The sequence below is a fragment of the Thermohalobaculum xanthum genome, assembly GCF_016623495.1.
GTDB classification, from domain to species: Bacteria; Pseudomonadota; Alphaproteobacteria; order Rhodobacterales; family Rhodobacteraceae; genus Thermohalobaculum; species Thermohalobaculum xanthum.
Genome location: NZ_JAEHHL010000001.1, coordinates 142,275 through 168,852, shown reverse-complemented (window position 1 = coordinate 168,852; position 26,578 = coordinate 142,275). Strand labels below are relative to the sequence as shown.

Annotated in this window: 23 protein-coding genes; 11 read left to right on the top strand and 12 right to left on the bottom strand. The window is 65.6% G+C overall.

Translation table 11 applies throughout. The features are described 5' to 3' along the window. The first annotated feature begins 2 nt into the window (after positions 1–2). The 4 genes from H0I76_RS19640 (at position 3) to H0I76_RS00800 (ending at position 4,512) form a co-directional block, all read left to right on the top strand. A complete protein-coding gene (locus H0I76_RS19640; RefSeq protein WP_325166079.1) occupies positions 3–527 on the top strand; it encodes an FtsB family cell division protein in 525 nt (174 codons plus the stop codon). A 222-nt stretch (positions 528–749) separates the two neighbouring features. Then, the gene (gene pdhA, locus H0I76_RS00810; protein ID WP_200605763.1) at positions 750–1,748 is read left to right on the top strand and encodes a pyruvate dehydrogenase (acetyl-transferring) E1 component subunit alpha; all 999 of its coding nucleotides are present in this window, start codon (positions 750–752) and stop codon (positions 1,746–1,748) included. Between the two features lie 18 nt (positions 1,749–1,766). Then, the gene (locus H0I76_RS00805; RefSeq protein ID WP_200605761.1) at positions 1,767–3,173 is read left to right on the top strand and encodes a pyruvate dehydrogenase complex E1 component subunit beta; all 1,407 of its coding nucleotides are present in this window, start codon (positions 1,767–1,769) and stop codon (positions 3,171–3,173) included. 10 nt (positions 3,174–3,183) lie between these two features. Continuing rightward, positions 3,184–4,512, top strand: a complete 1,329-nt coding sequence (locus tag H0I76_RS00800) for a pyruvate dehydrogenase complex dihydrolipoamide acetyltransferase (protein ID WP_200605759.1) — start codon at positions 3,184–3,186, stop codon at positions 4,510–4,512. 157 nt (positions 4,513–4,669) lie between these two features. Here the strand turns inward: H0I76_RS00800 and H0I76_RS00795 are convergent, their stop codons facing one another. The 7 genes from H0I76_RS00795 to guaB form a co-directional block, all read right to left on the bottom strand. Further along, entirely contained in the window at positions 4,670–5,212 is a 543-nt protein-coding gene (locus H0I76_RS00795; protein ID WP_200605755.1) for an EF-hand domain-containing protein, read from the bottom strand. Between the two features lie 97 nt (positions 5,213–5,309). After that, a complete protein-coding gene (alaS, locus tag H0I76_RS00790) occupies positions 5,310–7,976 on the bottom strand; it encodes an alanine--tRNA ligase (RefSeq protein WP_200605754.1) in 2,667 nt (888 codons plus the stop codon). Between the two features lie 229 nt (positions 7,977–8,205). Continuing rightward, positions 8,206–9,279, bottom strand: a complete 1,074-nt coding sequence (gene recA, locus H0I76_RS00785) for a recombinase RecA (protein ID WP_200605747.1) — start codon at positions 9,277–9,279, stop codon at positions 8,206–8,208. 113 nt (positions 9,280–9,392) lie between these two features. Further along, entirely contained in the window at positions 9,393–11,798 is a 2,406-nt protein-coding gene (locus H0I76_RS00780; RefSeq protein WP_200605741.1) for a hybrid sensor histidine kinase/response regulator, read from the bottom strand. A 92-nt stretch (positions 11,799–11,890) separates the two neighbouring features. Continuing rightward, positions 11,891–12,421, bottom strand: a complete 531-nt coding sequence (locus tag H0I76_RS00775; protein WP_200605738.1) for an EF-hand domain-containing protein — start codon at positions 12,419–12,421, stop codon at positions 11,891–11,893. Positions 12,422–12,614: 193 nt separating this feature from the next. Further along, entirely contained in the window at positions 12,615–13,802 is a 1,188-nt protein-coding gene (locus tag H0I76_RS00770; RefSeq protein ID WP_200605737.1) for an RsmB/NOP family class I SAM-dependent RNA methyltransferase, read from the bottom strand. Positions 13,803–13,814: 12 nt separating this feature from the next. Beyond that, positions 13,815–15,269 (bottom strand): IMP dehydrogenase, encoded by a 1,455-nt coding sequence (gene guaB / locus H0I76_RS00765; protein WP_200605736.1) that lies wholly within the window; start codon positions 15,267–15,269, stop codon positions 13,815–13,817. Positions 15,270–15,447: 178 nt separating this feature from the next. Here guaB and H0I76_RS00760 point away from each other — a divergent pair, with 178 nt between their 5' ends. The 3 genes from H0I76_RS00760 (at position 15,448) to speB (ending at position 18,598) form a co-directional block, all read left to right on the top strand. Then, positions 15,448–16,308, top strand: a complete 861-nt coding sequence (locus tag H0I76_RS00760; RefSeq protein WP_200605734.1) for a glycosyltransferase family 2 protein — start codon at positions 15,448–15,450, stop codon at positions 16,306–16,308. Positions 16,309–16,411: 103 nt separating this feature from the next. After that, complete coding sequence (locus tag H0I76_RS00755) at positions 16,412–17,554, top strand: glycosyltransferase family 61 protein (RefSeq protein WP_200605733.1); 1,143 nt, start codon at positions 16,412–16,414, stop codon at positions 17,552–17,554. 84 nt (positions 17,555–17,638) lie between these two features. Next, entirely contained in the window at positions 17,639–18,598 is a 960-nt protein-coding gene (speB, locus tag H0I76_RS00750) for an agmatinase (protein WP_200605732.1), read from the top strand. Here speB and H0I76_RS00745 read toward each other — a convergent pair. The 4 genes from H0I76_RS00745 to metF form a co-directional block, all read right to left on the bottom strand. Further along, a complete protein-coding gene (locus tag H0I76_RS00745; RefSeq protein WP_200605727.1) occupies positions 18,570–19,565 on the bottom strand; it encodes a methyltransferase in 996 nt (331 codons plus the stop codon). The two genes, speB and H0I76_RS00745, sit on opposite strands and share 29 nt — an antisense overlap. Before the next feature lie 107 nt (positions 19,566–19,672). Beyond that, a complete protein-coding gene (locus H0I76_RS00740) occupies positions 19,673–20,464 on the bottom strand; it encodes an RlmE family RNA methyltransferase (RefSeq protein WP_200605724.1) in 792 nt (263 codons plus the stop codon). Continuing rightward, positions 20,461–21,426 carry a Ppx/GppA phosphatase family protein gene (locus tag H0I76_RS00735; RefSeq protein ID WP_407704236.1) on the bottom strand — a complete coding sequence of 322 codons (966 nt, stop codon included), beginning with the start codon at positions 21,424–21,426 and terminating at the stop codon, positions 20,461–20,463. Before H0I76_RS00735 ends, H0I76_RS00740 begins: the two co-directional genes overlap by 4 nt. A 267-nt stretch (positions 21,427–21,693) precedes the next feature. Beyond that, positions 21,694–22,578, bottom strand: coding sequence for a methylenetetrahydrofolate reductase [NAD(P)H] (gene metF / locus H0I76_RS00730; RefSeq protein ID WP_200607746.1), 885 nt, complete (start codon positions 22,576–22,578; stop codon positions 21,694–21,696). Between the two features lie 262 nt (positions 22,579–22,840). On the opposite strand from metF, the gene H0I76_RS00725 reads away from it, so the two are divergent. Genes H0I76_RS00725 through H0I76_RS00710 form a run of 4 tightly spaced genes read left to right on the top strand, consistent with a single transcriptional unit; the run spans position 22,841 to position 25,713 of the window. Then, the gene (locus H0I76_RS00725) at positions 22,841–23,146 is read left to right on the top strand and encodes a virulence factor (RefSeq protein ID WP_200605720.1); all 306 of its coding nucleotides are present in this window, start codon (positions 22,841–22,843) and stop codon (positions 23,144–23,146) included. A gap of 4 nt (positions 23,147–23,150) precedes the next feature. Next, the gene (locus tag H0I76_RS00720) at positions 23,151–24,098 is read left to right on the top strand and encodes a methylenetetrahydrofolate reductase (RefSeq protein ID WP_407704235.1); all 948 of its coding nucleotides are present in this window, start codon (positions 23,151–23,153) and stop codon (positions 24,096–24,098) included. A 20-nt stretch (positions 24,099–24,118) separates the two neighbouring features. Then, positions 24,119–25,168, top strand: coding sequence for a methyltetrahydrofolate cobalamin methyltransferase (locus H0I76_RS00715; protein WP_200605718.1), 1,050 nt, complete (start codon positions 24,119–24,121; stop codon positions 25,166–25,168). A gap of 59 nt (positions 25,169–25,227) precedes the next feature. Further along, the gene (locus H0I76_RS00710) at positions 25,228–25,713 is read left to right on the top strand and encodes a hypothetical protein (protein ID WP_200605716.1); all 486 of its coding nucleotides are present in this window, start codon (positions 25,228–25,230) and stop codon (positions 25,711–25,713) included. A 19-nt stretch (positions 25,714–25,732) separates the two neighbouring features. Here H0I76_RS00710 and cysE read toward each other — a convergent pair whose 3' ends face one another. Then, positions 25,733–26,572: a serine O-acetyltransferase gene (cysE, locus tag H0I76_RS00705; protein ID WP_200605714.1), complete on the bottom strand. Its 840-nt coding sequence runs from the start codon at positions 26,570–26,572 to the stop codon at positions 25,733–25,735. Between the last annotated feature and the right edge of the window lie 6 nt (positions 26,573–26,578).

The following is a 26,578-nucleotide window of genomic DNA, read 5'->3' as shown; positions in this document are numbered from 1 at the left end:
GAATGCCGCCCCTTGAGCGAGCGCCGCGCGTCAGTCGCGCGCGTCAGCATGTGGGATCGGCTCACACGCCCAGCAAGACCCCTGCGAGGCTTCTGCAACACATGGCGACAAAATTCTGGGGCAGCACGAATAACCCGATTCACGCAGGCGCTGGTTTACGGCATCTTGGGCGCGATGACCGCACAAGCGGCGCCGTGGCACCAGCCGCGTTGAGGGATTGGGGTGCGATGAGTAGGCTGGAATGGGGCCAAGTGCTGGTCCCGCTATTCTTTATACTCCTTGTGGTTGCCGCTTTGGCCTTTCTTCATTCGGGCCTGCAGGGCGACCGTAGCCTTACTGCACTCCACGATGCCGGTCGGAACGTTGCTGCGCTCGAGCAGGAACTGGCCATGCTCGACGCCAGGAACGCCGAGCTTGCCAACCGCGTTCACCGTCTCGACGAGGCCTATCTCGATCTTGACCTGCTGGAAGAGCGGGCGCGTGCCGTGCTGGGCTATGTCCGCACGGACGAGATCGTGATCCGCTGATCGAGGGCCGCTCGCTCCGGCACGCCCGCGTGCCCGAGGGCCTTCCGCATGCAATGAAATCAGCGCCAGGGCGCGCATTTAGCAACGAACTGATTTCAATCTCGCGTGCGCTGCCCCTAGACTGTCGCTAAAGTCCGGTGCGTGAGCGCCGTCGCCGCCAGTGTCGCGGAGACGGCGTCTCTGCGCCGGTGAGAAAAGCTGCGTCACACGGAGGAGACCCCAATGGCAAGTCCCAGAACACGGCGGAAGACCAACAGCCCCTCGCCCGAGGAGATGTTGGGCATGTACCGCGACATGCTGCTGATCCGCCGTTTCGAGGAGAAGGCGGGTCAACTCTACGGCATGGGGCTGATCGGCGGGTTCTGCCACCTCTACATCGGCCAGGAGGCCGTCGTCGTGGGGCTGCAGGGCGCGGGCAAGAAGGGCGACCAGGTGGTCACCTCGTATCGCGATCACGGCCACATGCTGGCCGCCGGCATGGACGCCAAGGGCGTGATGGCCGAGCTGACCGGCCGCGAGGGCGGCTATTCCAAGGGCAAGGGCGGCTCGATGCACATGTTCTCGAAGGAAGCCGAGTTCTACGGCGGCCACGGGATCGTGGGCGCGCAGGTGCCGATCGGCGCGGGACTGGCCTTCGCCAACCGCTACAAGGGCACGGACCAGGTGTCTCTGACCTATTTCGGCGACGGCGCGGCGAATCAGGGCCAGATCTACGAGACCTTCAACATGGCCGCGCTCTGGAAGCTGCCGGTCATCTTCGTCATCGAGAACAACCAGTACGCGATGGGCACCGCGCAGAAGCGCTCGACCTCGACGCCGGCGCTCTACACCCGCGGCGAGGCCTTCGGCATCCCGGGCGAAGAGGTCGACGGCATGGACGTGCTGGCCGTTCGCGAAGCCGGCGCGCGCGCGCTCGCGCATTGCCGCTCGGGCAAGGGGCCGTACATCCTCGAGATGAAGACCTATCGGTATCGGGGCCACTCGATGTCGGACCCGGCAAAGTACCGCACGCGCGAGGAAGTGTCGAAGATGCGCGAGACGCGCGACCCGATCGAGGGCCTTCGCAAGGTCCTGATCGAGCAAGGCGTCGCCGACGAGGACAAGCTCAAGGAAATCGACAAGGACGTGAAGGCCGAGGTGAACGAGTCCGCGAAGTTCGCGCAAGAGAGCCCCGAGCCCGCGCTCGACGAGCTCTGGACCGACATCTACGCCGAAGCCTGAGCGGGAGGGGACAAGAACATGACGATCCAGGTGCTGATGCCCGCGCTCTCGCCGACCATGGAAGAGGGCAAGCTGGCAAAATGGAACGTGAAGGAAGGCGACGCCATCACGTCCGGCGACATCATCGCCGAAATTGAGACCGACAAGGCGACCATGGAGGTCGAGGCGGTCGACGAGGGCGTCGTCGGAAAGCTGGTCATCGCCGAAGGGACCGAAGGCGTGAAGGTCAACGAGGTGATCGCGATCCTCCTCGAGGACGGCGAGGACGCCTCGGCGATCGACGCAGCCGCCGCCCCGAAGGGCAATGGCGGCGCGCCAGCGCAGGCGGAAAAGCCGTCGGACAGCGGATCGGACGTGCGGCACGACGCCCCCGTCCCGGCCCAGCCCGCCGCCACCCTGCCCGACCCCGAGCCCGAGCAGGCCGAGTGGCCCGAGGGCACCACGATGAAGACCCAGACGGTCCGTGAAGCCCTGCGCGACGCGATGGCCGAGGAGATGCGCCGCGACGACGCGGTGTTCGTGATGGGCGAAGAGGTCGCGGAATACCAGGGCGCCTACAAGATCACGCAAGGCCTGCTGGACGAGTTCAGCGACCGCCGGGTCATCGACACGCCGATCACCGAGCATGGTTTTGCCGGCATCGGCGTGGGCGCCGCATTCGGTGGCCTGCGCCCGATCGTCGAGTTCATGACCTTCAACTTCGCGATGCAGGCCATCGACCACATCATCAACTCGGCCGCGAAGACGCTCTACATGTCCGGCGGCCAGATGGGCTGTCCCATCGTGTTCCGCGGCCCCAATGGTGCCGCGGCGCGCGTGGCCGCGCAGCACAGCCAGGACTATGCCGCCTGGTACGCCCAGATCCCGGGGCTCAAGGTCTGCATGCCCTACTCGGCGGCGGACGCGAAGGGGCTGCTGAAGTCCGCGATCCGCGACCCGAACCCGGTGATCTTCCTCGAGAACGAGATCCTCTACGGCAAGTCATTCGACGTGCCGGATCTCGAAGACTTCACCGTGCCGATCGGCAAGGCCAAGGTCTGGCGGCAGGGCACCGATGTCACGCTCGTCAGCTTCGGCATCGGCATGACCTATACGCTCGAGGCCGCCGACCGTCTCGCCGAGGAAGGGATCTCGGCCGAGGTGATCGACCTGCGCTCGCTGCGGCCGCTCGATCGCGGCGCGGTTCTTCGCTCGGTGATGAAGACGAACCGCTGCGTCACCGTCGAGGAAGGCTGGCCGGTGTGCTCGATCGGAAACCACATCTCGTCGATCCTGATGCAGGAGGCCTTCGACTATCTCGACGCGCCGGTCATCAACCTCACCGGCAAGGACGTGCCGATGCCGTATGCCGCGAACCTCGAAAAACTGGCGCTCGTGACCACCGACGAGGTCGTCGAGGCCGCCAAGTCCGTCTGCTATCGCTGAGGGGGCGACCATGACCATCGATATCCTGATGCCCGCCCTCTCGCCGACGATGGAGGAGGGCAAGCTTGCCAAGTGGAACGTCAAGGAGGGTGACACGATCTCCTCGGGCGACGTGATCGCCGAGATCGAGACCGACAAAGCGACCATGGAAGTCGAGGCTGTCGACGAAGGCGTCGTCGGCAAGATCATGGTCGAGGAAGGCACCGAGGGCGTGAAAGTCAACGCGGTGATCGCCGTCCTTCTGGAGGAAGGCGAGGACGCGTCGAGCATCGGCTCGGGCGGCGGATCGGGAGGCGACGCTGCCGCACCCGCACCGAAGCCCGCCGAAGCGGCCTCGAACGGCGCCTCGGCGCCCTCGGGGTCACCCGCGCCCGCGGCACCTGCGCCGGCAGCGCCCAAGACGGCCGATGGCGGGCGGGTCTTTGCCTCGCCGCTCGCGCGTCGGATCGCCGCCGAGAAGGGGCTCGATCTGTCGGCGATCAAGGGATCGGGCCCGCATGGCCGGATCGTGAAGGCCGACGTCGAGAGCGCCAGCGCCGCGCCCAAGGCGGCAAGCGCCGCGGCCGACGCCCCGAAGGCGGCCCCTGCCCCGGCGGCCGCGATGCCGTCGGGTCCGGCGGCCGAGGCGGTCAAGAAGATGTACTCCGATCGCGATTACACCGAAGTCACGCTCGACGGCATGCGCAAGACCATCGCGGCGCGGCTGACCGAGGCCAAGCAGACGATCCCGCATTTCTACCTGCGCCGCGATATCGAGCTCGACGCCCTGCTGAAACTGCGCGGGCAGATGAACGCCAAGGGCGAGAAGCGGGGCATCAAGCTGTCGGTCAACGACTACGTGATCAAGGCCTGCGCGCTGGCGCTCCAGCAGGTGCCGGGCTGCAACGCGGCCTGGGCGGGAGACCGCGTGCTCGAGTTCAAGGCCTCGGACGTCGCGGTTGCCGTCGCCATCGAGGGGGGACTGTTCACGCCCATCATCCGGGACGCCGAGGCAAAGTCGCTCTCGACCATCTCGGCCGAGATGAAGGACCTCGCAGCCCGGGCGCGCGAACGCAAGCTTGCGCCGCAGGAGTACCAGGGAGGCGCTTTCGCGATCTCCAACCTCGGCATGTTCGGGATCGACAACTTCGATGCCGTGATCAACCCGCCGCACGCCTCGATCCTCGCCGTCGGCGCGGGAGTGCAAAAGCCGGTGGTGAAGGATGGCGCGGTCGCAGTTGCGACGGTGATGTCGGTCACCCTGTCGGTCGATCACCGGGTCATCGACGGCGCGCTGGGCGCGCAGTTCCTCGACGCCGTCAAGGGCTACATCGAGGACCCGATGTCGATGCTCATGTGAGATCCGCCATCAACTCGGCTCGGATCGAAGGGCGGCCTGCGGGCCGCCCTTTCCCGTTACGGACGCCCGAGCGCAGCCGCGGCAAAGCGAGCCAGGTAAAATGGCCCCGGAATGGGTCCGGGGCCACACGACACTTGCGACTGAAACGCGCCAGGCGTCAGGGTTTCTGCATTCCACCCTGACCGTCGCCCTTGCCGTGCTTGCCACCGCGGCGACCGACATCATCGAGGTTGAGCACGCCGTCATCATTGCGGTCGCGCATGATGACCATGTACTTGCTGCCCTCGCTGAACTCCGCGACGGTCACCGCGCCGTCGCCATCAGCATCATGGCGCTGGAAGCGGTCAACCATGCGCTCGCGCATTGCGTCGAGCCAGAGCGCCTCGTATTCGGCCAGCGAAAGGGTCCCGTCACCGTCCGCGTCGAACGTCTTGAGCCGGTCCGCACGGAAGGTATCGATCTCGACCTGCGACACCGAGCCGTCGCCGTCTGCGTCATAGGTCTCGATCATCTCGAGCATGCGCACCTTGCCGCCGTGCTTATGGCCATGCCCGCCGCGATCGCCGTGATGCCCACCGGCCATCATGCCGCCATGCCGGTCGCCGTGACCGCCGCGCTTGCCACCTTCGGCCATTGCGACCAACGGGACCGCGGCGACGATTGCAAGCACGCCGCCCACGGCAAGGAGGGTCCGTTTCATGATGATCTCTCCGTTAAAAGTCCTGAATGCCCGTCAAACGAAACGGGCCCCGCGTTCCGTCTCCGCGGGGCCCCAAAAAACCTTCGCAAGGGGAATGTCAGCCCGCGAGAACCCGCTCGGCCGCCTCGAGCGCGGCCTGCGCGCGCGCACCGTCAGGCCCGCCGCCCTGCGCCATGTCGGGCCGGCCGCCGCCACCCTTGCCGCCAACGGCTTCGACCGCCGCCCGAACGAGATCGACGGCCGAGACCCGGCCGGTGAGATCATCGGTCACGCCGGCGGCGACTGCCGCCTTGCCCTCGGTATCCGCGACGAGGACGACGACGCCGGACCCGAGCCGGTTCTTGTGCTCGTCGATCAGTCCGCGGAGATCCTTGGGGCTGATCCCGGAGAGGATCTGGCCGAGAAACTTCATGCCCGCGATCTCGCGCGCCTCGGCGCCCTGAGCGCCGCCACCGCCACCAAGGGCGATCTTCTTCTTGAGGGCCGCAATCTCGGCCTCGAGCGCGCGGCGCTCGTCGAGCAACGCCTTCACGCGATCTGCCAATTCCTCGGGGCGGACACGCAGGGCGAGCGCCGCCTCCGCCAGACGCTCTTCCTGAGAACTCAGGTGATCGAGCGCGGCGGCGCCCGTCAGCGCCTCGACCCGGCGCACGCCGGCAGCCGAGGCGCCCTCGCCCGTGATCACGAATAGGCCGATCTCGCCGGTGCGCCCGACATGGGTTCCGCCGCAGAGCTCGAGCGAGTAGGTGCGCCCGGCGGGCCCGCTCTCGCCCTCGGGGCGCATGCCCATCGAGACGACGCGAACCTCGTCGCCGTACTTCTCGCCAAATAGGGCGCGGGCGCCGTGCTCCACGGCCTCGTCCGGGGTCATGATGCGGGTCGTGACCTCGCCATTCTGGCGGATGTACGCGTTCACCTCGCGCTCGACGCGGCGAAGCTCCTCCGCCTCCATCCCCTTGGGGTGCGCGAAGTCGAACCGCAGACGATCGGGGGCGACGAGACTGCCACGCTGCGCCACGTGGTCACCAAGCGCCCCGCGAAGCGCCTCGTGCAGCAGGTGCGTGGCGGAATGGTTCGCCCGGATCGCCGCGCGGCGTGCGCTGTCGACGGCCAGCTCGGCCGCCTCGCCCTGCACGACCTCGCCTTCCTCGACGATGCCGGAATGAACGAACATGTCGCCAGCGCGCTTCTTCACGTCACGCACGAGGACGCGGCCGGTCACGGTCCGGATCTCGCCGCAGTCGCCGACCTGGCCTCCGGCCTCGGCATAGAACGGCGTCTGGTTGAGAATGATCTCGACCTCCTCGCCTGCCTTGGCCGACCCCTGCCGGACCCCCGAAGTCAGGATCGCGCGGACCACGCCCTCGGCCGTCTCGGTGTCGTAGCCCAGGAACTCCGTCGCGCCGAGCTCCTCGCGCAGGTCGAACCACAGACCGTGCTCCGCCGCCTCGCCCGAGCCCGACCAGGCCGCGCGCGCTTTCGCCTTCTGCTCGGCCATCGCGCTGTCGAAGCCGGCCGTGTCAACCGCGCGACCCTTCTCGCGCAACGCGTCCTGGGTAAGATCGAGCGGAAAGCCGTAGGTGTCGTAGAGCTTGAAGGCGGTCTCGCCCGGGAGCGGCGCACCCTCGGGCAGCCGCGCGAGCTCCTCCTCGAGCAGCCCCAGGCCGCGGTCGAGCGTGCGGCGGAACCGGTTCTCCTCGAGCTCGAGCGTCTCGGTGATCAGGGACTGGGCGCGGCCAAGCTCGGGGAAGGCCTGCCCCATCTGGCGCACGAGTTCGGGCACCAGCCGATACATGACCGGCCGGTCCGCGCCCAGCAGATGCGCGTGCCGCATGGCGCGGCGCATGATCCGGCGCAGCACGTAACCGCGCCCCTCGTTCGAAGGCAGAACACCATCGGCGATCAGGAACGAGGTCGAGCGCAGATGGTCAGCGATCACGCGGTGGTGCACGCGCGCGTCGGGACGGTCGGGATCGACGCCTGTTGCGTGCGCGGATGCCTCGATCAGCGCGCGCATGAGATCCGTGTCGTAGTTGTCATGCTTGCCCTGAAGCACGGCGCCGATGCGCTCGAGCCCCATGCCGGTGTCGATCGAGGGACGCGGCAGGCTCTCGCGCTGGCCGTCCTCGAACTGCTCGAACTGCATGAAGACGAGGTTCCAGATCTCGATGAAACGATCGCCGTCCTCGTCAGGGCTGCCCGGAGGGCCACCGGGGATGTCGGGACCGTGATCGTAAAATATCTCGGAGCACGGCCCGCAGGGGCCGGTCGCGCCCATCGACCAGAAGTTGTCCGACGTCGCGATGCGGATGATGCGGTCGTCGGAAAGGCCCGCATACTTCTTCCAGATATTCGCCGCCTCGTCGTCGTCATGGTAGATTGTGACGAGAAGCCGGTCCTTCGGCAGGCCGAACTCCTTCGTGATCAGGTCCCAAGCGAACGGGATGGCAAGCTCCTTGAAGTAGTCGCCGAAGGAGAAGTTCCCCAGCATCTCGAAGAAGGTGTGGTGCCGCGCGGTGTAGCCGACATTGTCGAGATCGTTGTGCTTGCCGCCGGCACGAACGCATTTCTGCGAGGTGACCGCGCGCACATAGTCGCGATGCTCGACGCCGGTGAAGACGTTCTTGAACTGGACCATCCCCGCATTGGTGAACATCAGCGTCGGGTCATTGCGCGGGACGAGCGGCGAAGAGGCGACGATCGCGTGCCCGTGCTTCGCGAAATAGTCGAGGAAGGTCGAGCGGATCTCGTTGAGCGACGCCATGGTTTCACCAGTCTGAGAGGGGTCTTGTCAGAGGCGTTTACTTATCCTGCGCCCGGTCAGGTGTCCATGCCACGAAGGGAATTGCACCGAACTCCGCCAGCCCCTCCGCTACGGTGTCAAATGCCCGGGCGATGTGCCGCCAAAGCGAGAGGGCGCCGCGCTCGGATCGAGCGCGGCGCCCTGACTTCACGCATTGCCCAAGCCCCGCGCCCCGATGGGCGCCGGCGGCTCAAGCCTCCATCACGTCGTCTTCGATGCTGTCTGCGGCGGACATGTCGAAATCGAGCCCATGTGCCGCGCGGATCTTGTCCTCGATCTCGTGCGCGATGTCGGGGTTGTCCTTGAGGAACTGGCGGACGTTCTCGCGCCCCTGTCCGATGCGCTGATCGCCGTAGGAGAACCACGAACCCGACTTCTCGACCACGCCCGCCTTGACGCCGAGATCGATCAGCTCGCCGGTCTTCGAGATCCCCTCGCCATACATGATGTCGAACTCGACCTGCCGGAACGGCGGGGCGACCTTGTTCTTGACCACCTTGACCCGGGTCTGGTTGCCGACGGTTTCGTCGCGATCCTTGATCGCGCCGATCCGGCGGATGTCGAGACGGACGCTGGCGTAGAACTTGAGCGCGTTGCCGCCCGTCGTGGTCTCCGGGCTGCCGAACATCACGCCGATCTTCATGCGGATCTGGTTGATGAAGATGACCATGCATTTCGAGCGGCTGATCGAGGCGGTGAGCTTGCGCATCGCCTGGCTCATGAGGCGCGCCTGGGCACCGACCTGTGCATCGCCCATGTCGCCTTCGAGTTCGGCCTTCGGCGTGAGCGCGGCCACCGAGTCGACCACGACGATCGAGACCGCACCCGAGCGAACCAGCGTATCCGTGATCTCGAGCGCCTGCTCGCCCGCATCCGGCTGCGAGATCAGCAGTTCGTCCACATTCACACCCAGCTTCCGCGCGTAGACGGGATCGAGCGCGTGCTCGGCATCGACGAAGGCGCAGATCCCCCCCTTCTTCTGCTCCTCGGCCACGGTGTGCAGCGCAAGGGTCGTCTTGCCCGAACTCTCGGGACCATAGATCTCGATGATCCGGCCCTTGGGCAGACCGCCGATCCCGAGGGCGATGTCGAGCCCGATCGACCCTGTCGACACGGCCTCGATATCCATCGCCGCGCCCTGCTGGCCGAGCTTCATGATCGAGCCCTTGCCAAAACTCCGCTCGATCTGCGCCAAGGCGGATTCGAGAGCTTTCTGCTTGTCCATGCCACGCCTTTCGTCCAGCTTGAGGATCGACTGGTCCATTCTGGTGCACCCCTTATTCCACATCGCTCCCGGGCGCGCAATTTGCCCGATGTTCTGTGGATGTTCACACAAAAACCGGGACAAAGAAAGAACAAAACTTTGCCCTGCCGGTCTCAGTTGAGGGGGCGAGTGGTTGACGAACTGTTAAGAGAGCCTTGTGAAACCGTCGTCACGCTGCTGCCGTCACCGGCCCCGGACAGGACCTCCTTCACCTTCGCGGTCAGCTCGGCGATGCTGAACGGCTTGGCAAGGAATGCATAATCTGGGTCGTCGAGCGATTTGCGGAAAGCTTCCTCGGCATAGCCCGAGATGAAAAGCACCTTCAGATCGGATCGAAGTTCGCGCGCCTTCGCGGCGAAGCTCGGGCCATCCATCCCCGGCATCATCACGTCAGAAACCACGAGGTCGATCTGGTGATCCGCCTGCTCGACAAGTGCGAGCGCGTCCCGCGCCGAATCGACTGCTGTCACCCGGTAGCCGCGCAGCGTCAGCGCGCGCGCGGCGACCGAGCGGACCGAGGCCTCGTCCTCGACCAACAGGATCGCGCCCTGCCCCGTGAGATCTGGCCGCGTCTCGGTCTCCGGCGGCGGCGGTGCCGTGACCACCGCGTCGGCCTTGGGAAGCAGTATCCGGAAGCAGGCACCACCCTCGGCACGGTTCTCGGCAAAGATGAAACCGCCCGACTGCTTGACGATGCCATAGACGGTTGAAAGCCCAAGCCCGGTCCCCTCGCCCTGCGGCTTCGTGGTGAAGAAGGGGTCAAAGACCTTGCCGATCGCGCTCTCCTCGATGCCGGAGCCTTCATCGGCGACGGCAAGCTCGACATACTCGCCGCGCGGGATCAGGGCTCCCTGCCGCGCCTCGTCCATCGTGAAGACGCGCGATCGCGTGGAGATGGTGACCGAGCCCCCCGATGGCATGGCGTCTCGCGCATTGACCACGAGGTTCATCAAGGCTTGCTCGATCTGCTGGCGATCGGCCCGGACATTGCCGGGGTCCCCGTCGCGCGCGTGATCGAGTGCTAGGTGGACGCGGTCGCCGATGAGCCGCACCAGGAGATAGAGCGTGTCGGAGACGACCTCCTTGAGCGAGATCAGCGCGGGATTGAGCGTCTGCTTCCGCGAGAACGCCAGCAACTGGCGCACCAGTGCCGCCGCGCGGTTGGAATTCTGCTTGATCTGCATGAGGTCGGCATAGTCGGGCTGGCTGGCATCGCGGCCCAGCAGGAGCAGGTCACAATGGCCATTGATCGCGGTAAGCAGGTTGTTGAAGTCATGCGCGACACCGCCCGCCAGCTTTCCGACCGCCTCCATCTTCTGGCTTTGGGCGAACTTGTCCTCGAGTTTCCGCAGCTCGCTGGCATCGGTGAGCACCGCAAGCAACATCTCGGCGCCATCGATATCGGCGCGGATCAGAGAGATCTGGGCGAAGGTCTCCGTCTCGGCTCCGCGCAGTGTCACGGTCTCGACGGTGCTGGGGCGCTCGCCAAGCATTGCCTCGTCGATCAGGCTCGAGAGCGGCCTGCCCCGAAGGGAAATCAGTGCGACGAGGTCCGCACCCGGCTCGACGTCGTTGCCGAGCATCCTGCGCGCGGCATCGTTCAGCCAGACGATACGCCCCTCGGGCGTGAGCTGCAGGACTGCCACAGGGATCCGCTCGAGACCGACACCGGGGCGGCGGTGCAGCGCCTCGTCTTCCCCAAGATCGAAGAGAAACAAGTCGGCGGGGGCATCGCCCGCATCGCCAGCCGCCGGAGCATCCGGCGCGACGACGAAAGAGCGCATCAAGGCGTAGCTTCCGTCCACTTTCGGCAACAGGATGCGCCCGGCGCGCGGCTCACCGTCGGGCACGAGCGCCGCGATCGCGCGCCGAGGATGGGGGCCGAAATAGGCACGGAATCTGAGGTTGGTCGAGATCAGTTCACCCCGCAGGATCACGGCGTGACAGAAGGGAGCGGCCTCGTAGCGGCCGGAGATCGATGCCGGCATCAGGTTCGCAAGGCGCTCGGGGGCGACGAGCGTCCACGAGATCGCATCGGGCCCCGCACGGCTCGCCACGAGGTAGCAAAGCGCGTCGCCGCGCCGGATGCGCACCTCCTCGAAGGCAAAACCGATGGACCCGGCGCCACGCGCCAAGCGATAGATCATCCGCGCGTCCGTCTCGACCGCCGCGCCCAGCAACGCCTCGACACGCCGCGCGCCGGACGACGAGATCCTGGCCATCGCGCGGTTCACCCCGATGACCTGCCCGCCGACCCGAGCCAGAGCTGCGGGCTCCTCGGTGTCGGGCAATCCATCGGGGAGCCCGGACGGGCGTGCTGCAAGGCCTGCGATCGCGAGGCCTGCGAGCGCGGTGATCAGTCCGATCCCTCCGGTCATGATCGCGAGACGCAAAATCGGCGGCTCGCCATGCGCGCTGTACATCCATCCGACGACCCAGAGCACCGCAATCAGCGCGACACCGAGCCCCGCGACACCGAGCTCGGGCTGGACACGAAGAATGCGAAACGGCTGCGGCATCACTCCCTCGCACACGGAAGCTCCGGCGCCTCCGAGACTTGTTCCCCGACGAGGGTTAATCAACCGTAAAGCTCGCCCGCCGAGCGACGCGATCAGAACGAGAAGAGCTTGACGTTGTTGCCCGAGATTTCGAGGTCGGACAGACGCCCGTTGCCATCCTCGTCATTGATCTTGAACTGCTCGCCACGGCGCATCTGCAATTCTTCCTGGCTGACATGACCGTCTTGATTGTAGTCGAAGATCTGGTGCAGCGATCCTGCCGCCCACTCGGATCTCGTGATCTGCGCGTCGCGGTCCTTGTCGAGCTCGTCGACATACATCTCCTTGCTTGTCAGCACGCCGTCGCCGTCGTGATCGAGCGCGTCAAAGGAAGTGCCAATCTCGACTTCGGTTACCACGCCGTCTGAATTGGTATCGAGCTTGGCGTGGGTAGCGTCCCCGCTTGCCTTCCATTCGGCACTGTCGATCGTGCCATCGCCGTTCGTGTCCGGGGTCCACACCGGGCCTTCGTTGGGCGGCGGCGGCGGCGGGATGTAAGCGGGCTCGGGCGCCGAGTTGCACGCAGATACGGCCAGGAGGCCGGCCACGCACAGGGCGGCCCGCGGTTTCAAGAAGAGCTTCATCGGAAATTCCCGTTCAGTGGCACTGATGGAACGTTATTCTACAAGAGGCCAAGCCCCAAGCCTTCCGTTGAAGCGCGGGATGCGAATTCCGCGCTTGAATGAGGCCGCTCTCGCTGTCCGGGTTCGATCCGCGCGGCCTTCAGGCGTATCCACCGCACATGCGATGTCCTCGCGGGCCACAAGGGCAAGTCGCTCAGTCTCGTATCGCACGCGACATGACGGCCGCGAAGAAGCCGTCGCCCGCATCCGGTCCGGGCATCAGAGAGATGGGATCGCCTTCCAGCCGGAACGCAGGGTTGCGATCGAGGAACGCCCGGACTCGATCGCCGTTCTCGTCGCTCAGGATCGAGCATGTCGCATAGACCAGCCGCGCTCCGGGGCGCACCGCTTGCGACGCGGCATCGAGCACCGTGTCCTGGGTTGCCACGAGTTCCCCGAGACGCTGCGGCGTTAGGCGCCATTTCGCATCCGGGTTTCGCCGCCAGGCGCCGCTGCCCGAACAGGGCGCGTCGACAAAAACAAGGTCGCAGACGCCCGCAAGACTCGCGGTCTCGCAGGGGCCGAGGCACTCGACCGTCAGCCCTGCCCGCTCGGCGCGCGGAGCGAGATCCCGCAGACGAAGGGCCGAGATGTCGTGGGCGATCAGCCGGCCGCGCCCCTGCATCGCGGCCCCGAGCGCGAGCGTCTTGCCCCCGCCACCGGCGCAGAAATCGAGCACCGTCTCGCCGGGCTGCGGCGGCGAGGCGAGAGCGGCGGCCTGGCTCGCGGCATCCTGGATCTCGACCAGACCCTCGGCATACGCCCGGCTGCGCGCAACCTTGCGGGCGCCGGCCGTGACGCGTAGGCAGCTGGGCGCAAGCGGTCCCGGCACGGTCTCGATGCCCTCCTCCGCAAGCAACTGCCGTGCCCGGGCGACATCCGACCGAAGGGCGTTGACCCTGAGGTCCAGCGGAGCGCGAACCCTTAGCGCGCTCAACGCCTCGCGCGACGCGTTCGCGAGATGCTCCATCAACCAGTCGGGCAGATCGAGCCGGATCGCCTCGGTCGCGTCGCTCAATTCGCGCGGGCCTTCGCTTGGATCGGGCGGAGCCGGAGCATGCCCTTCGCCCGTGAAGAAAGCCGATGGATCCTCACCGTCGAGCCGCAGCGATCCGATCAGTGCGGCGCGCGCGCCGGGCGCATCGGCACCCGCCACCCAGCATGCCGAGCGCAGTCGACGCACGGCATCATAGACCAGATCCGCAATCGCATGACGGTCGCCGGAACCCGCGAAGCGGTTCGCCCTGCCCCACGCAGTCAGAACGCGGTCGAGCCCATCGCTCCCCGACAGCCAGAGATCAATGACCGTGATCGCGGCCGCGACCCGCGCACCCGGCGTCATCGGATGCGTACCTCAGGAGTTGCGATAGTTCGGGCTCTCGCGCGTGATCATCACGTCGTGGACATGGCTCTCACGCAGGCCCGCGTTGGTGATCTTGACGAAGCGGCACTTGCCACGCATCGCGTCGATCGTCCGATGCCCGGTATAACCCATGGCTGCCCGCAGCCCGCCCACGAGCTGATGCAGGACGGAACCCACGGCCCCCTTGTAAGGCACTTGGCCCTCGACGCCCTCGGGCACGAGCTTTTCGTTCGCCACTTCCTTCTGAAAGTAACGATCCGCCGAGCCGCGCGCCATCGCGCCCACAGATCCCATGCCGCGGTACGATTTGAAGCTGCGGCCCTGGTAGAGGAAAATCTCGCCCGGCGCCTCGTCGGTGCCGGCCAGGATCGAGCCCACCATCGCGCAGTGCGCACCGGCCGCGATTGCCTTGGCGAGATCCCCCGAGAACTTGATGCCGCCGTCCGCGATCACGGGCTGGCCCGTGCGTGCGGCTTCGTTGGCGCAATCCATCACCGCCGTCATCTGCGGCACGCCCACACCGGCGACGATGCGCGTGGTGCAGATCGAGCCCGGACCGATGCCGACCTTGATCGCGTCGGCGCCAGCGTCGATCAGTGCACGCGTGGCCTCGGCGGTGGCGACGTTTCCGGCAACCACCTGAACCGAATTCGACCGGGCCTTGATCCGTTCGACTGCACGGCCGACCGACCCGGAATGGCCATGAGCCGTATCGATCACGATGAGATCGACACCCGCATCGATCAGCGCCATCGATCGCTCGAAACCGGCATCGCCAACGGTCGACGCGGCCGCGACGCGCAAGCGCCCCATCGCATCCTTGCACGCGATCGGGTTCAGAACCGCTTTCTGGATATCCTTCACCGTAAGAAGACCGGTGCATTCGCCGCGATCGTTGACGACCAGCAGCTTCTCGATGCGCCGAGCCTGAAGCATGCGCTTCGCTTCGTCGAGATCGACGGGCTCGCGCACGACCGCGAGGTTTTCGGCGGTCATCAAGGCCGAGACCGGCGTTTTCACGTCCTCGGAAAAGCGCATGTCGCGGTTGGTAAGGATCCCGGCGAGGCGCCCTTCGCCGTCAACCACGGGGAAGCCCGTGATCGAGTACTGCTTTTGCAGCGCCTGGGCATCGGCCAGCGTCTGGTCCGGCCGAAGCGTGATCGGGTTGTAGACGATCCCGGACTCGAAGCGCTTGACCTGCCGAACTGCCGATGCCTGCGCCTCGATATCCAGGTTGCGGTGAATGACACCCATCCCTCCGGCCTGAGCCATCGCGATTGCCATCGGGGCCTCGGTCACCGTGTCCATGGCGGACGACAGCAAGGGGATGTTCAACTCGATCGCTGCGGTGATGCGGGTGCGAGTATCAGCTTCGGCGGGCATGACCTCGGACGCGCCGGGGACCAGAAGCACATCGTCGAAGGTCAGCGCCTCACGAATCTCCATCCGGATTCTCCTCGGGGATGTCGGTGTTGGCGGGTCCCTATCTCACGTTGGCACCGGATTGGGAAGACGTTTCCGCTCACATCTGACATCTAGATGCGCGGCGTGCGACAACCCGTGGTGTGGCAGCGCCAACTCGTCCACGCTATGAGCGGCAAGGCAGAGCTTGGGGCGATCCGAAATGACGCGCGTGGCCATCGGTGTTCCGGTCTTCAACGGCGGCGACGCGCTCGTCGACGCGCTCGAGTCGCTGCGGACGCAAAGCTTCAGCGACTTCAGCGTCGTCATCTCGGACAATGGCTCGACCGACCAAACGCCCGACATCGCGGCGGATTTTGCCGCGCGTGACCCGCGTTTCGTGCATCTGCGCCACCCGGAAACGATCCCGGTGATGCAGAATTTCCGATTGCTGGTCGAGCGGGCAGAGTCACCGCTTTTCATGTGGCGTGCGCATGATGACACGTCGGCGCCGGACTACCTCGAGGCACTTGTTCGGATCTTCGAAAGCGATCCCGCGACGCGGCTTGCCGTCTCGAGGGTGGAAAGTCGAACGGCGGCGGGCGGACAGCGAAAGGTCTGGCGCTATCGCCGCCGGTCGTCGGGGATCGCCGGCACCTTGCGGGAGCTCTTCACCTGCCATCCGAGCTGGGTTTACGGGCTTTGGGACAGGAAATGCCTGCTCGAGCGGCTCGATGCGGTGGAACGCGGGTATCGCCATGTCTGGGCCTGGGACCACGCCGCCCTGTTCCCTCTGATCCTCGACAACGTCGTTCGTGGCGACGACGCGACGGTGTTTCATCAGACGATCCGGCCGCGTGCGGTCAGCCGCGCCGCACGCAAGCGGGTCTCCAACGCCGAGGAGTTGACGCAGATCCGGCATGATTTCGCGGCAAGCTGCAAGGCCGAGATCGACGCCCGCGACTGGACCCTGGTCGAGCGCAGCCTGCTCGGCCTGGCCCTTCCCTTCTACGTGGGGAAACGGGCCTATCCATTGCGCAAGCTCTGGCGGCGCCGGCTGGCGGAGAGGCGCGCGCGCGTTTAAGACTGCTCTGCACACCTCGCGTGGCGCGGACCCTGCGGGCCGCATTGAAACAACCTGCCCCGGCGGAGAGAGGTAGAGCGACATGCCCCGCGCGAAATCGCGAGTGCGACGCCTGTTCAACACGCGATTCATCCGGTGGTGGGCGCTCCGTCAGATCATCGCGATCGCGCCGGGCATCGGCGACCGACTGGGGATGTTTCCGGATTCGATCGGAATGCTCGAGGGGGCGGACCAAGTCCTTGTCAACGAGGTCTCGAAGGTTCCCGAGGCCGAGATCGTCGCCGATCTCGACTTCCTGTCGCGGTGCCTCGCCAGTGACGCCACCGACGCCCAGATCACGCTCCCGGGAGGAGTGCGCGCCGGCGCGCGGATCGCAGTCTACGACCAGCCGTGGATCGACATGGTTACCGGCACGGTCCTGCTGCCACGCCTGCGGCGCACCGTGCTGCTGCGTGGCGCATTTGCGAACTGGAACGCGACGAGCGCGCGGCTGGGGCGGCCACGGATTCCAATCGAGGGCCGGGTGACGTCCATGATCAACACGGACAACTACTTCCACCAGCTGATCGAGAACGGCATCCGGCTGCTCGACATGCTTTCGCGTCCCGAAATCGGTGATGCCCCGATCACATTGGTCCACCGCCCTCCGGTCAGAAAGGTCGAGCGCGCCGTGCTCGCCGTCATCGCCCGCGCGGACACGCGCATCATCCTGCGCGAAGTGCCTGCTGATAGCCTGGTGCTCCCGGAACAGGCGATCATCTCGTTCCCCGGCAACAACCACTGGGAGTGGCCGGAACTGCCAAAGCCAGCGGTCCAGCGAATGGACGAGCTTTTTGCTGCATATTACGGCCCGCCGGACACGCAGGGCGGCGAGAAGCTATTCTTGTCACGGCGAGGCGCAAAGCTGCGCGGCCTGCGGAACGAGGCTGAGCTGGAAGCAATGCTCACGCGCCGCGGGTTCGAGAGCTTCGTCGCCACGGACGACAATCACGCCGAGCAGATCGCCCGCTTCCGCGCCGCGCGCGAGATCGTTTCGGTGCATGGTGCCGGACTGACCAACCTCCTGTTCAGTGCGCCGGGCGCACGACTGGTCGAAATATTCCCCTCGACCAAGGTAAAGAGCCCATACTGGTGGGTCTGCCGCCGCATGGGCCATCACTACGCCCCGGTGATCGGCGGCCCCGGCGATCGAAATGAAGGCTTCGAACTCGATCGCGCGTACGTAGAAAAGGCGCTCGCATCCTGACTGTCGCGTCGCGCATCGCTCTTGCGTGCCGCCCTCGTCCCCCTGAAGGTGAGGCCGGTTCCGAGCGATGGCGGGAGGCGCGGGATGAGCAGACACGGATACGAGGCAGGCAGGCTGAACCTTCCCTTCGTGGGCATTCCGACCTTTGGCAAGCGGCCTTACGTGGCCGACTGGGACGCGATCGACGCGGACGTCACGGTCTTGGGAGCGCCTTTCGACTTTGGCACGCAGTTTCGTGCCGGGGCCCGCTTCGGCCCACGCGCGGTGCGCGAGGCATCGACGCTGTTCAGCTTCGGCCACGCTGGCGCATACGATCACGAGGACGACGCCGTCTATCTTGGCCCCGAGGTTCGGATCGTTGACCTCGGCGACGCGGATATCGTTCACACCGACACCGAGAGGAGCCACGCCAATATCGAGCTCGGTGTTCGCAAGGCGCTCGACGCAGGCGCTTTGCCGGTGGTGATCGGAGGCGATCACTCGGTGAACATTCCCTGCATCCGCGCGTTCGAGGGCCGTGGTCCGATCCACATTCTGCAGATCGATGCGCATCTCGATTTTGTCGATGTCCGCCACGGTGTTCGGCACGGCCACGGCAACCCGATGCGCCGTGCGGCCGAACGCGACTACGTGACGGGTCTTACCCAGCTTGGCATCCGGAATGTGAGTTCGACCGCAAGGGAAGGCTACGAGGATGCGCGCGCCATGGGTGCCGACATCCTTTCCGTCCGCCAGGTCCGACGCCTTGGCACCGAAGGCGTGTTGGCGCGCATCCCCAAGGGCGCGCGCCTATATGTCACCATCGATATCGACGGCTTCTGTCCGTCGATCGCACCGGGCACGGGCACGCCGAGCCATGGCGGATTTCTTTACTACGAAGTGCTCGAGGTCCTGCAGGCTGCTGCCAGGTCGCACGACATCGTCGGGATCGACCTTGTCGAGGTTGCGCCCGATTATGATCCGTCGGGCTCGACGCAGATCCTTGCCGCGCAGGTGCTCCTGAACTTTCTCGGCTTCATCTTCCACGCGCGCGCGGGCGGCTGAGCGCCATAGGCGGGAGCGGCGCGAACTGCGCCGACCGGGATGGCCGCTCGAAGAGCCCGACGAAGCCTTCGACCCATCGGGACCCGTCCCGTCGCATCGCCAGCGGCCGCAGTGCGCGCCGGGCCAATCCGACTGTGCTCGCCACGGCGTCAAGGTATTCGGGCGAATGCGCATACCGCAGGCTAGGTCGCAGACGCCACCCCGGCGACGGGGCGGCATCCGGGCCGGATTCGACACTCAGAAGGAACAATCCGCCCTCGCAGAGCCGCTTGGCAGCCGCGTCAAAGAGTGCGTCCAGAGGCCCAAGGTAAGGCGCCATGTCGCCAGCGACGATGAGATCATATGGCTCGGCCTCGTTCTGCAGGAAACGCACGGCCTCGCTTTCCGTCAGCGTGTCGAAGACCCCTTTTGCCCGCGCCTGAGACAGCATTCCGGGAGCAAGGTCGACGCCCTCGAGCCATCCGGCGCGATGCCTTAGCGCCTCGCCCGTGAGACCGGTGCCGCAGCCAAGATCGAGAACGCGCGGCAATGGACGCGTCGGCGCGACTTCGTCGAGAAGTGCGAGAACCGCCGCGGGGATCGCATAGCCCAGACGCTCGATCAGGGCGCGATCGAAGGTCGGCGCATAGTCGTCAAAGAGCGCCCGCACCCAACCCTCGGGCGGAAGCTGGGGTGCCGGCGCGAGGCCCGAGCGCGCAAGCCTGAGTTCGACGCCCAGCCGGTCTTCAGCATCCACCGCAAGGGCACGGCGCCAGGCAGAGAGCGCGGCATCAACGTCGCCCCTTTCGGCTTCCATGTCGCCCAGCGCCGCCCAGGCCGGCGCCCAGGTCGGCACGAGTTCCGCACATTGCCGAAAGAGATCCGCCGCCGCCGCGACATCACCATTGGCGCGCAGCATTTCAGCATAGGCGTAGCGGCGATCGGCAACGGGATCGCCCGAGGACTTGAGGTCGAGATGATCGTTCATGATGGGCCCGAACGGGAAACCGCGAGCGCGGCGGCCGCGACCTGATGGCGCGCGGATGAAGCGTCGTCAAGAGCGATCAGGAGGCCGCGCGCAGTGCCACATCCGGCTTAGACCGGGCTCCAGCCCTCGCCGTCCGGAGGGCTATGTCCATCGCCGTTATCGCCCGAGCGCTCGTCGTCTCCGACGCCACGGCCAGGGCGGAAGCCAGTCGCCACGACGAACATCTCGGACGAGTCCTTGCGGCTCGACGGCGGCTTGAAATGCTGCACCTTATCGAAGCGCTGTTTCAGCACCGCAAGCAGCTGGTTCTCGGTGCCGCCCTGCAGAACCTTGGCGACGAACGCGCCACCCGGCGCCAGCACCTCGAATGCAAACTCCGCCGCTGCCTCGGCCAGCGCCATGATCTTCAGGTGATCGGTCCGCTTGTGTCCCGAGGCCGCCGCCGCCATGTCCGACAGAACGGCGTCCGCCGGACCGTCCAGGCGCCCGCGCACAGCGTCATCCGCGCCGTCCGAAAGAAAGTCGAGCTGCATCAACTCGGCGCCCGCTATGGGCTCGACCTCCTGGAGGTCGATCCCGAGGACAAATCCCTTCGGCTTTCCGGCGCGCGAGCCGTCCGCGTTGACCCTCGCGACGGCAACCTGGCACCAACCTCCGGGTGCGCAACCCAGATCGACGATCCGTCCTCCCGGGCGGAGGATCTGGAACCGGTCGTCGATCTCGATCAGCTTGTAGGCGGCGCGGCCGCGATAGCCTTCCTTCCGCGCGCGCTGAACATACGGGTCATTCAACTGGCGCTGGAGCCACAACGTGGAACTCAGGCGACGCCCTTTCGCGGTCTTGACGCGCGTCTTCAGCGTGCGCTCGCCGCCCTTCTTGTTCCCCTTGTCATCGCTCATTGCGCCGTCCAGTGCCCGTTCTTTCGCAGAAGGCCGTAGAGCATCCCCTCTCGCAGCCCGCGGTCCGCAACCCTGAAGCGCGCTCCGGGCCAAAGGTCAAGCACCGTCATGAGAATTGCGGCCCCCGAGATGACGAGCTCAGCGCGGCTCAGCCCGATCCCCGGATGGCGCGCGCGGCCCTGTGGCCCGAGCGCAATCAGACGCTGCGTCAGCGCCGCAGCTCGCTCGCCGGGCAGCCACATGCCGTCGACCCGCGCACGATCGTAGCTCCTCAGCCCCAGGTGCAGGGCCCCGTAGGTTGTCGCGGTGCCGGACACCCCGACGATCTGGAGCCGTCCGCGGGTGTCATCTCCACGGGCCATCGAGATCGGACGAAACGGCGCGAGCCTCTCACGAAAGAACGCTGACATTGCGGAAAACCGCTCCGCGTCATCCACGATGTGACGGAACCGATCCTGCAGCGTCGACACCCCAGTCGGAACCGAGATCCAGTCGGTGATGTGTGCCGCGGCAGCCCGCGCGGTGTCGCATTCCGAGCCGGGATCGAGCGGTGCAAGCGCACGAATGAGCGCCTGTCGGCGTGACGGAGGCGTGTGAGACATGTCGACCCAGATCAACTCGGTCGAGCCGCCGCCAATGTCGAACACCAGCAACTGCTCGGCCTCGGGATCGATGAGCGGCGCGCAGCCGGCGACGGCGAGGCGCGCCTCTTCCTCGGCCGAGATGATCGACATGGGCAAGCCCGTCTCGCGCATCACCCGGCGAACAAACGCCTTTCCGTTCGACGCGCGCCGGCATGCCTCGGTTGCGACGGCCCTCGATGCGACGACACGATGGTGACGGATCTTTGCCGCACAGATCCGAAGCGCCTTGATCGCCCGATCCTGGGCCGCGGACGAGAGAGCGTTAGATTCCTCGACGCCTTCGCCCAGCCTGACCGGGCGACTGAATGCGTCGATCACCTCGAAGCCGCCATCCCGCGGCGTCGCGATCAGCAGACGGCAGTTGTTCGTGCCGAGGTCGAGTGCTGCGATCGGGCGATTGCGATCTGAACTCCAGCGGGACCGGCGCGCCGCAACGTCGTCCCGCCCCGCGGGAGGGCCAGATTCCGGCTCTGCGCTTGTCTCGCCCCTGTCCACTTCCTGCCTTTCGCCGCCACGTGAGGCCCTCCCTAAACCTCTATTGTCAGAGGCCGCTCGCAGCAAGCGAAAGCGTTGGGATTCCCTGCATCAACCGCAGCTTGCGGCCATTCGCAGGGGGTGCGGCTCGATGCCCAGGGCCCTGCAGACCTGCCAGGGAAGTTCAGGCTTATTCAGGGTGTAAAGGTGCAGATGCTCCACGCCGTTCGCGAGGAGATCATCGCACTGCTCCACCGCGATCGCGACGGAAAGCAGGTCATGCTCGTCCTCGGTCTCGGCATTGCGATACGCGCGATGCATCCAGTCCGGCACATCGGTCCCACAGCGTGCGGCGAAGCCCGCCGTCTTCTCGAAATCATCGATCGGCAGGACACCGGGAAGGATCGGAGCGTTGATCCCGGACGCGGCGCAAGCGTCGCGGAACCGGTAGAACGTCTCGTTCTCGAAGAAGAATTGGGTGATCGCGCCGGTAGCGCCGGCATCGATCTTGCGCTTGAGATGGTCGATATCGGCGCGCATATCCGCTGCCTCAGGGTGCTTCTCGGGATATGCGCCTACCCAGATCTCGAACTGCGCCATGTCGGCCAGCGCCTCGACCAATTCGACCGAGCCAGAAAACCCCTTCGGATGCGGCTCGAACTTGCCGGCACCTGCCGGAGGATCGCCGCGAAGCGCCACGATCCGACGGCAGCCCAGCTTGGCGTAGCCGCGCGCCACTTTCAGCACATCCTCCTTCGTCGCACCGACGCAGGTTATATGGCCCGCCACCTCAAGCCGCGCCCGCTCGCGGATCGCGAGGATGGCTGCGAGCGTGCGGTCCCGGGTAGTTCCTCCTGCACCGTAGGTCACCGACACGAACTTGGGGGAAAGCGGAGCGAGGCGCTCGACCGACTCCCAAAGCTGCACCGCGGCCCGCGGCGTCTTGGGCGGGAAGAACTCGAAGCTGACTCGAGCCTTCGGGCGGTTGATGTTCATCGCTCTGCACGCCTGCTGCTCTGTCGGGTCCGGCCAGGGCCGATGCAAGGCTGCAACAGCGCGAGGGCTTTTCCCGGGATGCGGAAAATCCCTCGCAAAGTATTGCGCAGGATGCGACACCTCAAGATGTAATTCCGACACGCCGTGCTCTTGCACGGCTTGACGTCGCAGAAACGACGTATCGCGTCGAAATCTACCCTTCCTGATGCGCGCGTCGCGCGTATCAGGTGCTGAAGAGCGCCGCTACGGGCCGGGAACAATAATGCCGCAACTCACCATCGTCTATTGGCGCGACATCCCTGCTCAGGTGATCGTCGGCCAGGGCAGGAAGGCTGCAAAGCGGCCTTTGCCGGAGCGTTTCGAGCAGGCAATCGATCGATGCGCGATGAAGGTGGGAGCGCGCGACACGGATGCATACCTAGCCGAATGGAGACGTGGCGATCCTGTCGAAGTTGAAGGTGACCCGGACGAGATTGCCACGACCGAGGCGACGCGTATCGAGCGGGACTATGACACTGCCCGCCTCAAGGAACTGATCGCGCAGGACGGCTGGTCCGCACCGCGCTGAGGAAATGGAGAACGGCCCAGTGGCGAAGATCCTGAATTTCTTCGGGCGCAAGAAGCCCGCTGACGTCTCGGCGCGTGGCGGCCTGCGCGACATGCTCGAGGGCTTTTCGATCGAGGTGATGCCGCGAACGGCCGAGAAGATCGAGGACTTCCGCGCGATCCTTCCCAAGGGCACGCGCGTCTACATCGCGCATATCGATGGCACGCCGATCGAGGACATGGTTGCGACCGCGAAGCGCATTGCGGGTGAAGGCTTCCCTGTCATGCCACACTTCCCCGCGCGCATCATCGCTGACAAAGCGACCCTTGGTGACTGGATCGCGCGCTATCAGGGCGAGGCCGGGGTTGAGCAGGCGCTCCTGCTGGCCGGCGGCGTCGACACCCCGAAAGGCGACTTCCACAGCTCGATGCAGCTGATGGAGACCGGACTGTTCGACAAGGCGGGCTTCAAGCGCCTTCACGTGGCGGGCCACCCCGAGGGCAACAAGGACATCGACCCGGACGGATCTGATCGCATGGTGACCGAGGCCCTCCGCTGGAAGCAGGCTTTCTCGGAGCGCACGAATGCCGACATGGCGATCGCTACGCAGTTCTGCTTCGAGGCCGCGCCAGTGATCGACTGGGCCAATCGCCTGCGGACCGAGGGCATCGGCCTTCCCGTCCACATTGGCGTCGCGGGCCCGGCGAAATTGCAGACCATGATCAAGTTCGCAATGGCCTGCGGGGTCGGGCCATCAGTCCGGGTGCTGCAGCGCCGTGCCGCTGATCTGAGCAAGCTGGTTCTGCCCTTCACTCCGGAGGAGTTCCTGACCGAACTCGCGCTCCATCGCGCCAATCATCCGGACTTCGCGATCACGAACGTCCACTTCTTCCCGCTTGGCGGGATCAAGGCGACCACCGACTGGACCGCCGAATTCGGTGCCAGCCCTGCCGCGCGCGCGGTTACTGCCTGAGCTTGGGAGACACTTCAAAAATGACACGCACCGTCCTAGAATCGAAGACGAAAACCGTCGTTATCGGTTTCGAGGAGCCGTTCTGCGTGATCGGAGAGCGGATCAATCCGACGGGACGCAAGAAGCTCGCGGCGGAACTTGAGGCCGGAGATTTCTCGACCGTCGAGAAGGATGCGCTCGAGCAGGTCGCCTGTGGCGCGGCGGTGCTCGATGTCAATGCGGGCGTGGTCTACAACTCGAATCCCAACCCCAACGAGACCGAGCCGCCGTTGATGCGGAAGATGATCGAGCTCGTCCAGGGTCTCGTCGATGTCCCTCTTTGCATCGACAGCTCGGTTCCCGGCGCGCTCATGGCCGGGCTCGAGGCATGCCAGGGACGCCCCCTGCTCAATTCGGTGACTGGCGAGGAGGAGAGGCTCGAACTCGTTCTGCCGCTCGTGAAGAAATACAACGTGCCAGTCGTGGCAATCTCGAATGATGACACGGGCATCTCGGAAGATCCTGATGTTCGCTTCGAGGTCGCACGAAAGATCGTGCACAGGGCCGCGGATTTCGGCATCCCGGCTCACGACATCGTGGTCGACCCGCTGGTGATGCCAATTGGTGCAATGGCGACCGCGGGCCTTCAGGTGTTCGCCCTCGTCCGGCGCCTGCGTGACGAACTTGGCGTCAACACGACCTGCGGCGCATCGAATATCTCCTTCGGGCTCCCCAACCGCCACGGCATCAACAATGCCTTCCTTCCGATGGCGATTACCGCGGGCATGACATCCGCGATCATGAATCCGGTGCAGGCGGCGGTCACGCAGAAGAAGCTCGACGAGAAGATTGCTGAACTCGCGGCCCTTGGCATCGTCGTGCCGGAAGGCATCGACCCAGCGGCGCTCTCACAGGCCGTGGGCCTCGGCGCGGCGAAGGCCGTTTCGTCGAAGGAGATGGAGGCGATCCGCGCCGCCAATTTCCTGATGAATACCGATCCCAACGGCGCAGAATGGATCCGCACGAACCGCGCTCCCTCCGCAGCCGGAGAGGCCGGCGGACGCGAGGGCCGCAGGCGCCGTCGCGCCTGACGAAATCCCCAGACCAAGATGACACGGCCCCGGGGCAACACCCTCGGGGCCGTGCTACATTGAAGCCGATGCGCATTGTCGAGGACACACCAGACCGCCTCGTCATCGAGCACTTTCCCTGGGTGCTCGCGGCTTTCGTCTGGATCCTCGGCATCGCCACCCTTGGGGCGGGTCTATTCGGAGTTCAGACCGAGAGCGTCCTCGATCGAGTGCTGCTCATTGGAATTGGCGTGGGAACGGTCGCGTTTGCAGTGTGCTTCTTCCCGTTTGTGCGCATCACCTTCGACGGTCAATCCAGACAAGTCGAGCGCCGGCGCGCATATCTCGACCGGGCGCGAATTCTCACTGCACCACTCGACCGCTTGCAGCGCATCCGCCAGCAAGCGGAATGGAGCGATGACGCGCGACTGGTTCGCCTTGTGCTCGAACTCGACGATGGGAGCGTCATTCCCTTGGAGACGGGATTCTCATCCAGTAGCCGCGACAAGCTCGCAGGACGCGCTAACGCCTGGCTCAGCGCGACACGAAACAGCAACCCCGCCTGACGCCTGACTGAGATCGATCTCAGCAGTCAGGAACGATATCGTCGGGGTCCTCGCTCACGATCTGATTCATCAGGTGAGAAGGACGATCGCAACCTGCCTCACCCACGATCTTCGCAGGGACGCCGGCAACCGTCTTGCATGGTGGCACGTCCCGAAGGACCACCGAGCCAGCGGCGATCCTCGAGCAGCTCCCGACGCTAATATTGCCAAGAACCTTCGCACCTGCGCCAATCAGGACGCCGTCGCCGATCTTTGGATGACGGTCGCCTCCTTCCTTGCCTGTTCCGCCGAGCGTGACGCTGTGCAACATCGAGACATCGTCGCCGACCTTTGCTGTCTCACCGATAACGATGGAATGGGCATGATCGATCATGATGCCCTGCCCGATCGTCGCATTCGGGTGGATATCGACGCCGAAAATCTCGGAAGTTCTCATCTGGATGTAGAGTGCGAGATCCTTGCGTTCCCTCGTCCATAGGAAGTGCCCCAGCCGATAGGCCTGAACAGCGAGGAACCCTTTGAAATACAGGAGGGGCTGCAGCATCCTGTGGCAGGCGGGATCGCGCTCGAAGACTGCAACAATGTCCGCGCGTGCCGCGCGCCCGATATCCGGCTCGTCCGAGTATGCCCGCTCCGCCAGCTCGCGAAGGATCAGCGCAGGCATCTCTGGCGCAGCCAGTTTCTCGGCCACACGGTAGCTGAGGGCCGATTCGAAGCTGGGATGATGCAGCACCGCGGAATGCGCGACGCCACCCATCAGAGGCTCCTGCTCAGCGAGTTGAGCAGCTTCTTCCCGGATCCTCTCCCACACGGGATCGCACGAGCCAAGGGCGGGCTTGGTCCATACGCCTGCAGTCATCTTGAC

Bases quoted from the DNA above. Each gene is read 5' to 3' on its own strand.
- H0I76_RS00715 (WP_200605718.1), top strand. From the start codon at position 24,119: ATGACACGCACCGTCCTAGAATCGAAGACGAAAACCGTCGTTATCGGT.
- H0I76_RS19640 (WP_325166079.1), top strand. From the start codon at position 3: ATGCCGCCCCTTGAGCGAGCGCCGCGCGTCAGTCGCGCGCGTCAGCAT.
- H0I76_RS00740 (WP_200605724.1), bottom strand. From the start codon at position 20,464: ATGAGCGATGACAAGGGGAACAAGAAGGGCGGCGAGCGCACGCTGAAG.
- pdhA (WP_200605763.1), top strand. From the start codon at position 750: ATGGCAAGTCCCAGAACACGGCGGAAGACCAACAGCCCCTCGCCCGAG.
- alaS (WP_200605754.1), bottom strand. From the start codon at position 7,976: ATGGCGTCGCTCAACGAGATCCGCTCGACCTTCCTCGACTATTTCGCG.
- H0I76_RS00760 (WP_200605734.1), top strand. From the start codon at position 15,448: ATGACGCGCGTGGCCATCGGTGTTCCGGTCTTCAACGGCGGCGACGCG.
- H0I76_RS00780 (WP_200605741.1), bottom strand. From the start codon at position 11,798: ATGCCGCAGCCGTTTCGCATTCTTCGTGTCCAGCCCGAGCTCGGTGTC.
- H0I76_RS00775 (WP_200605738.1), bottom strand. From the start codon at position 12,421: ATGAAGCTCTTCTTGAAACCGCGGGCCGCCCTGTGCGTGGCCGGCCTC.
- cysE (WP_200605714.1), bottom strand. From the start codon at position 26,572: ATGACTGCAGGCGTATGGACCAAGCCCGCCCTTGGCTCGTGCGATCCC.
- H0I76_RS00805 (WP_200605761.1), top strand. From the start codon at position 1,767: ATGACGATCCAGGTGCTGATGCCCGCGCTCTCGCCGACCATGGAAGAG.
- H0I76_RS00795 (WP_200605755.1), bottom strand. From the start codon at position 5,212: ATGAAACGGACCCTCCTTGCCGTGGGCGGCGTGCTTGCAATCGTCGCC.
- H0I76_RS00725 (WP_200605720.1), top strand. From the start codon at position 22,841: ATGCCGCAACTCACCATCGTCTATTGGCGCGACATCCCTGCTCAGGTG.
- metF (WP_200607746.1), bottom strand. From the start codon at position 22,578: ATGAACATCAACCGCCCGAAGGCTCGAGTCAGCTTCGAGTTCTTCCCG.
- H0I76_RS00770 (WP_200605737.1), bottom strand. From the start codon at position 13,802: ATGACGCCGGGTGCGCGGGTCGCGGCCGCGATCACGGTCATTGATCTC.
- speB (WP_200605732.1), top strand. From the start codon at position 17,639: ATGAGCAGACACGGATACGAGGCAGGCAGGCTGAACCTTCCCTTCGTG.
- guaB (WP_200605736.1), bottom strand. From the start codon at position 15,269: ATGGAGATTCGTGAGGCGCTGACCTTCGACGATGTGCTTCTGGTCCCC.
- H0I76_RS00800 (WP_200605759.1), top strand. From the start codon at position 3,184: ATGACCATCGATATCCTGATGCCCGCCCTCTCGCCGACGATGGAGGAG.
- recA (WP_200605747.1), bottom strand. From the start codon at position 9,279: ATGGACCAGTCGATCCTCAAGCTGGACGAAAGGCGTGGCATGGACAAG.
- H0I76_RS00745 (WP_200605727.1), bottom strand. From the start codon at position 19,565: ATGAACGATCATCTCGACCTCAAGTCCTCGGGCGATCCCGTTGCCGAT.
- H0I76_RS00720 (WP_407704235.1), top strand. From the start codon at position 23,151: ATGGAGAACGGCCCAGTGGCGAAGATCCTGAATTTCTTCGGGCGCAAG.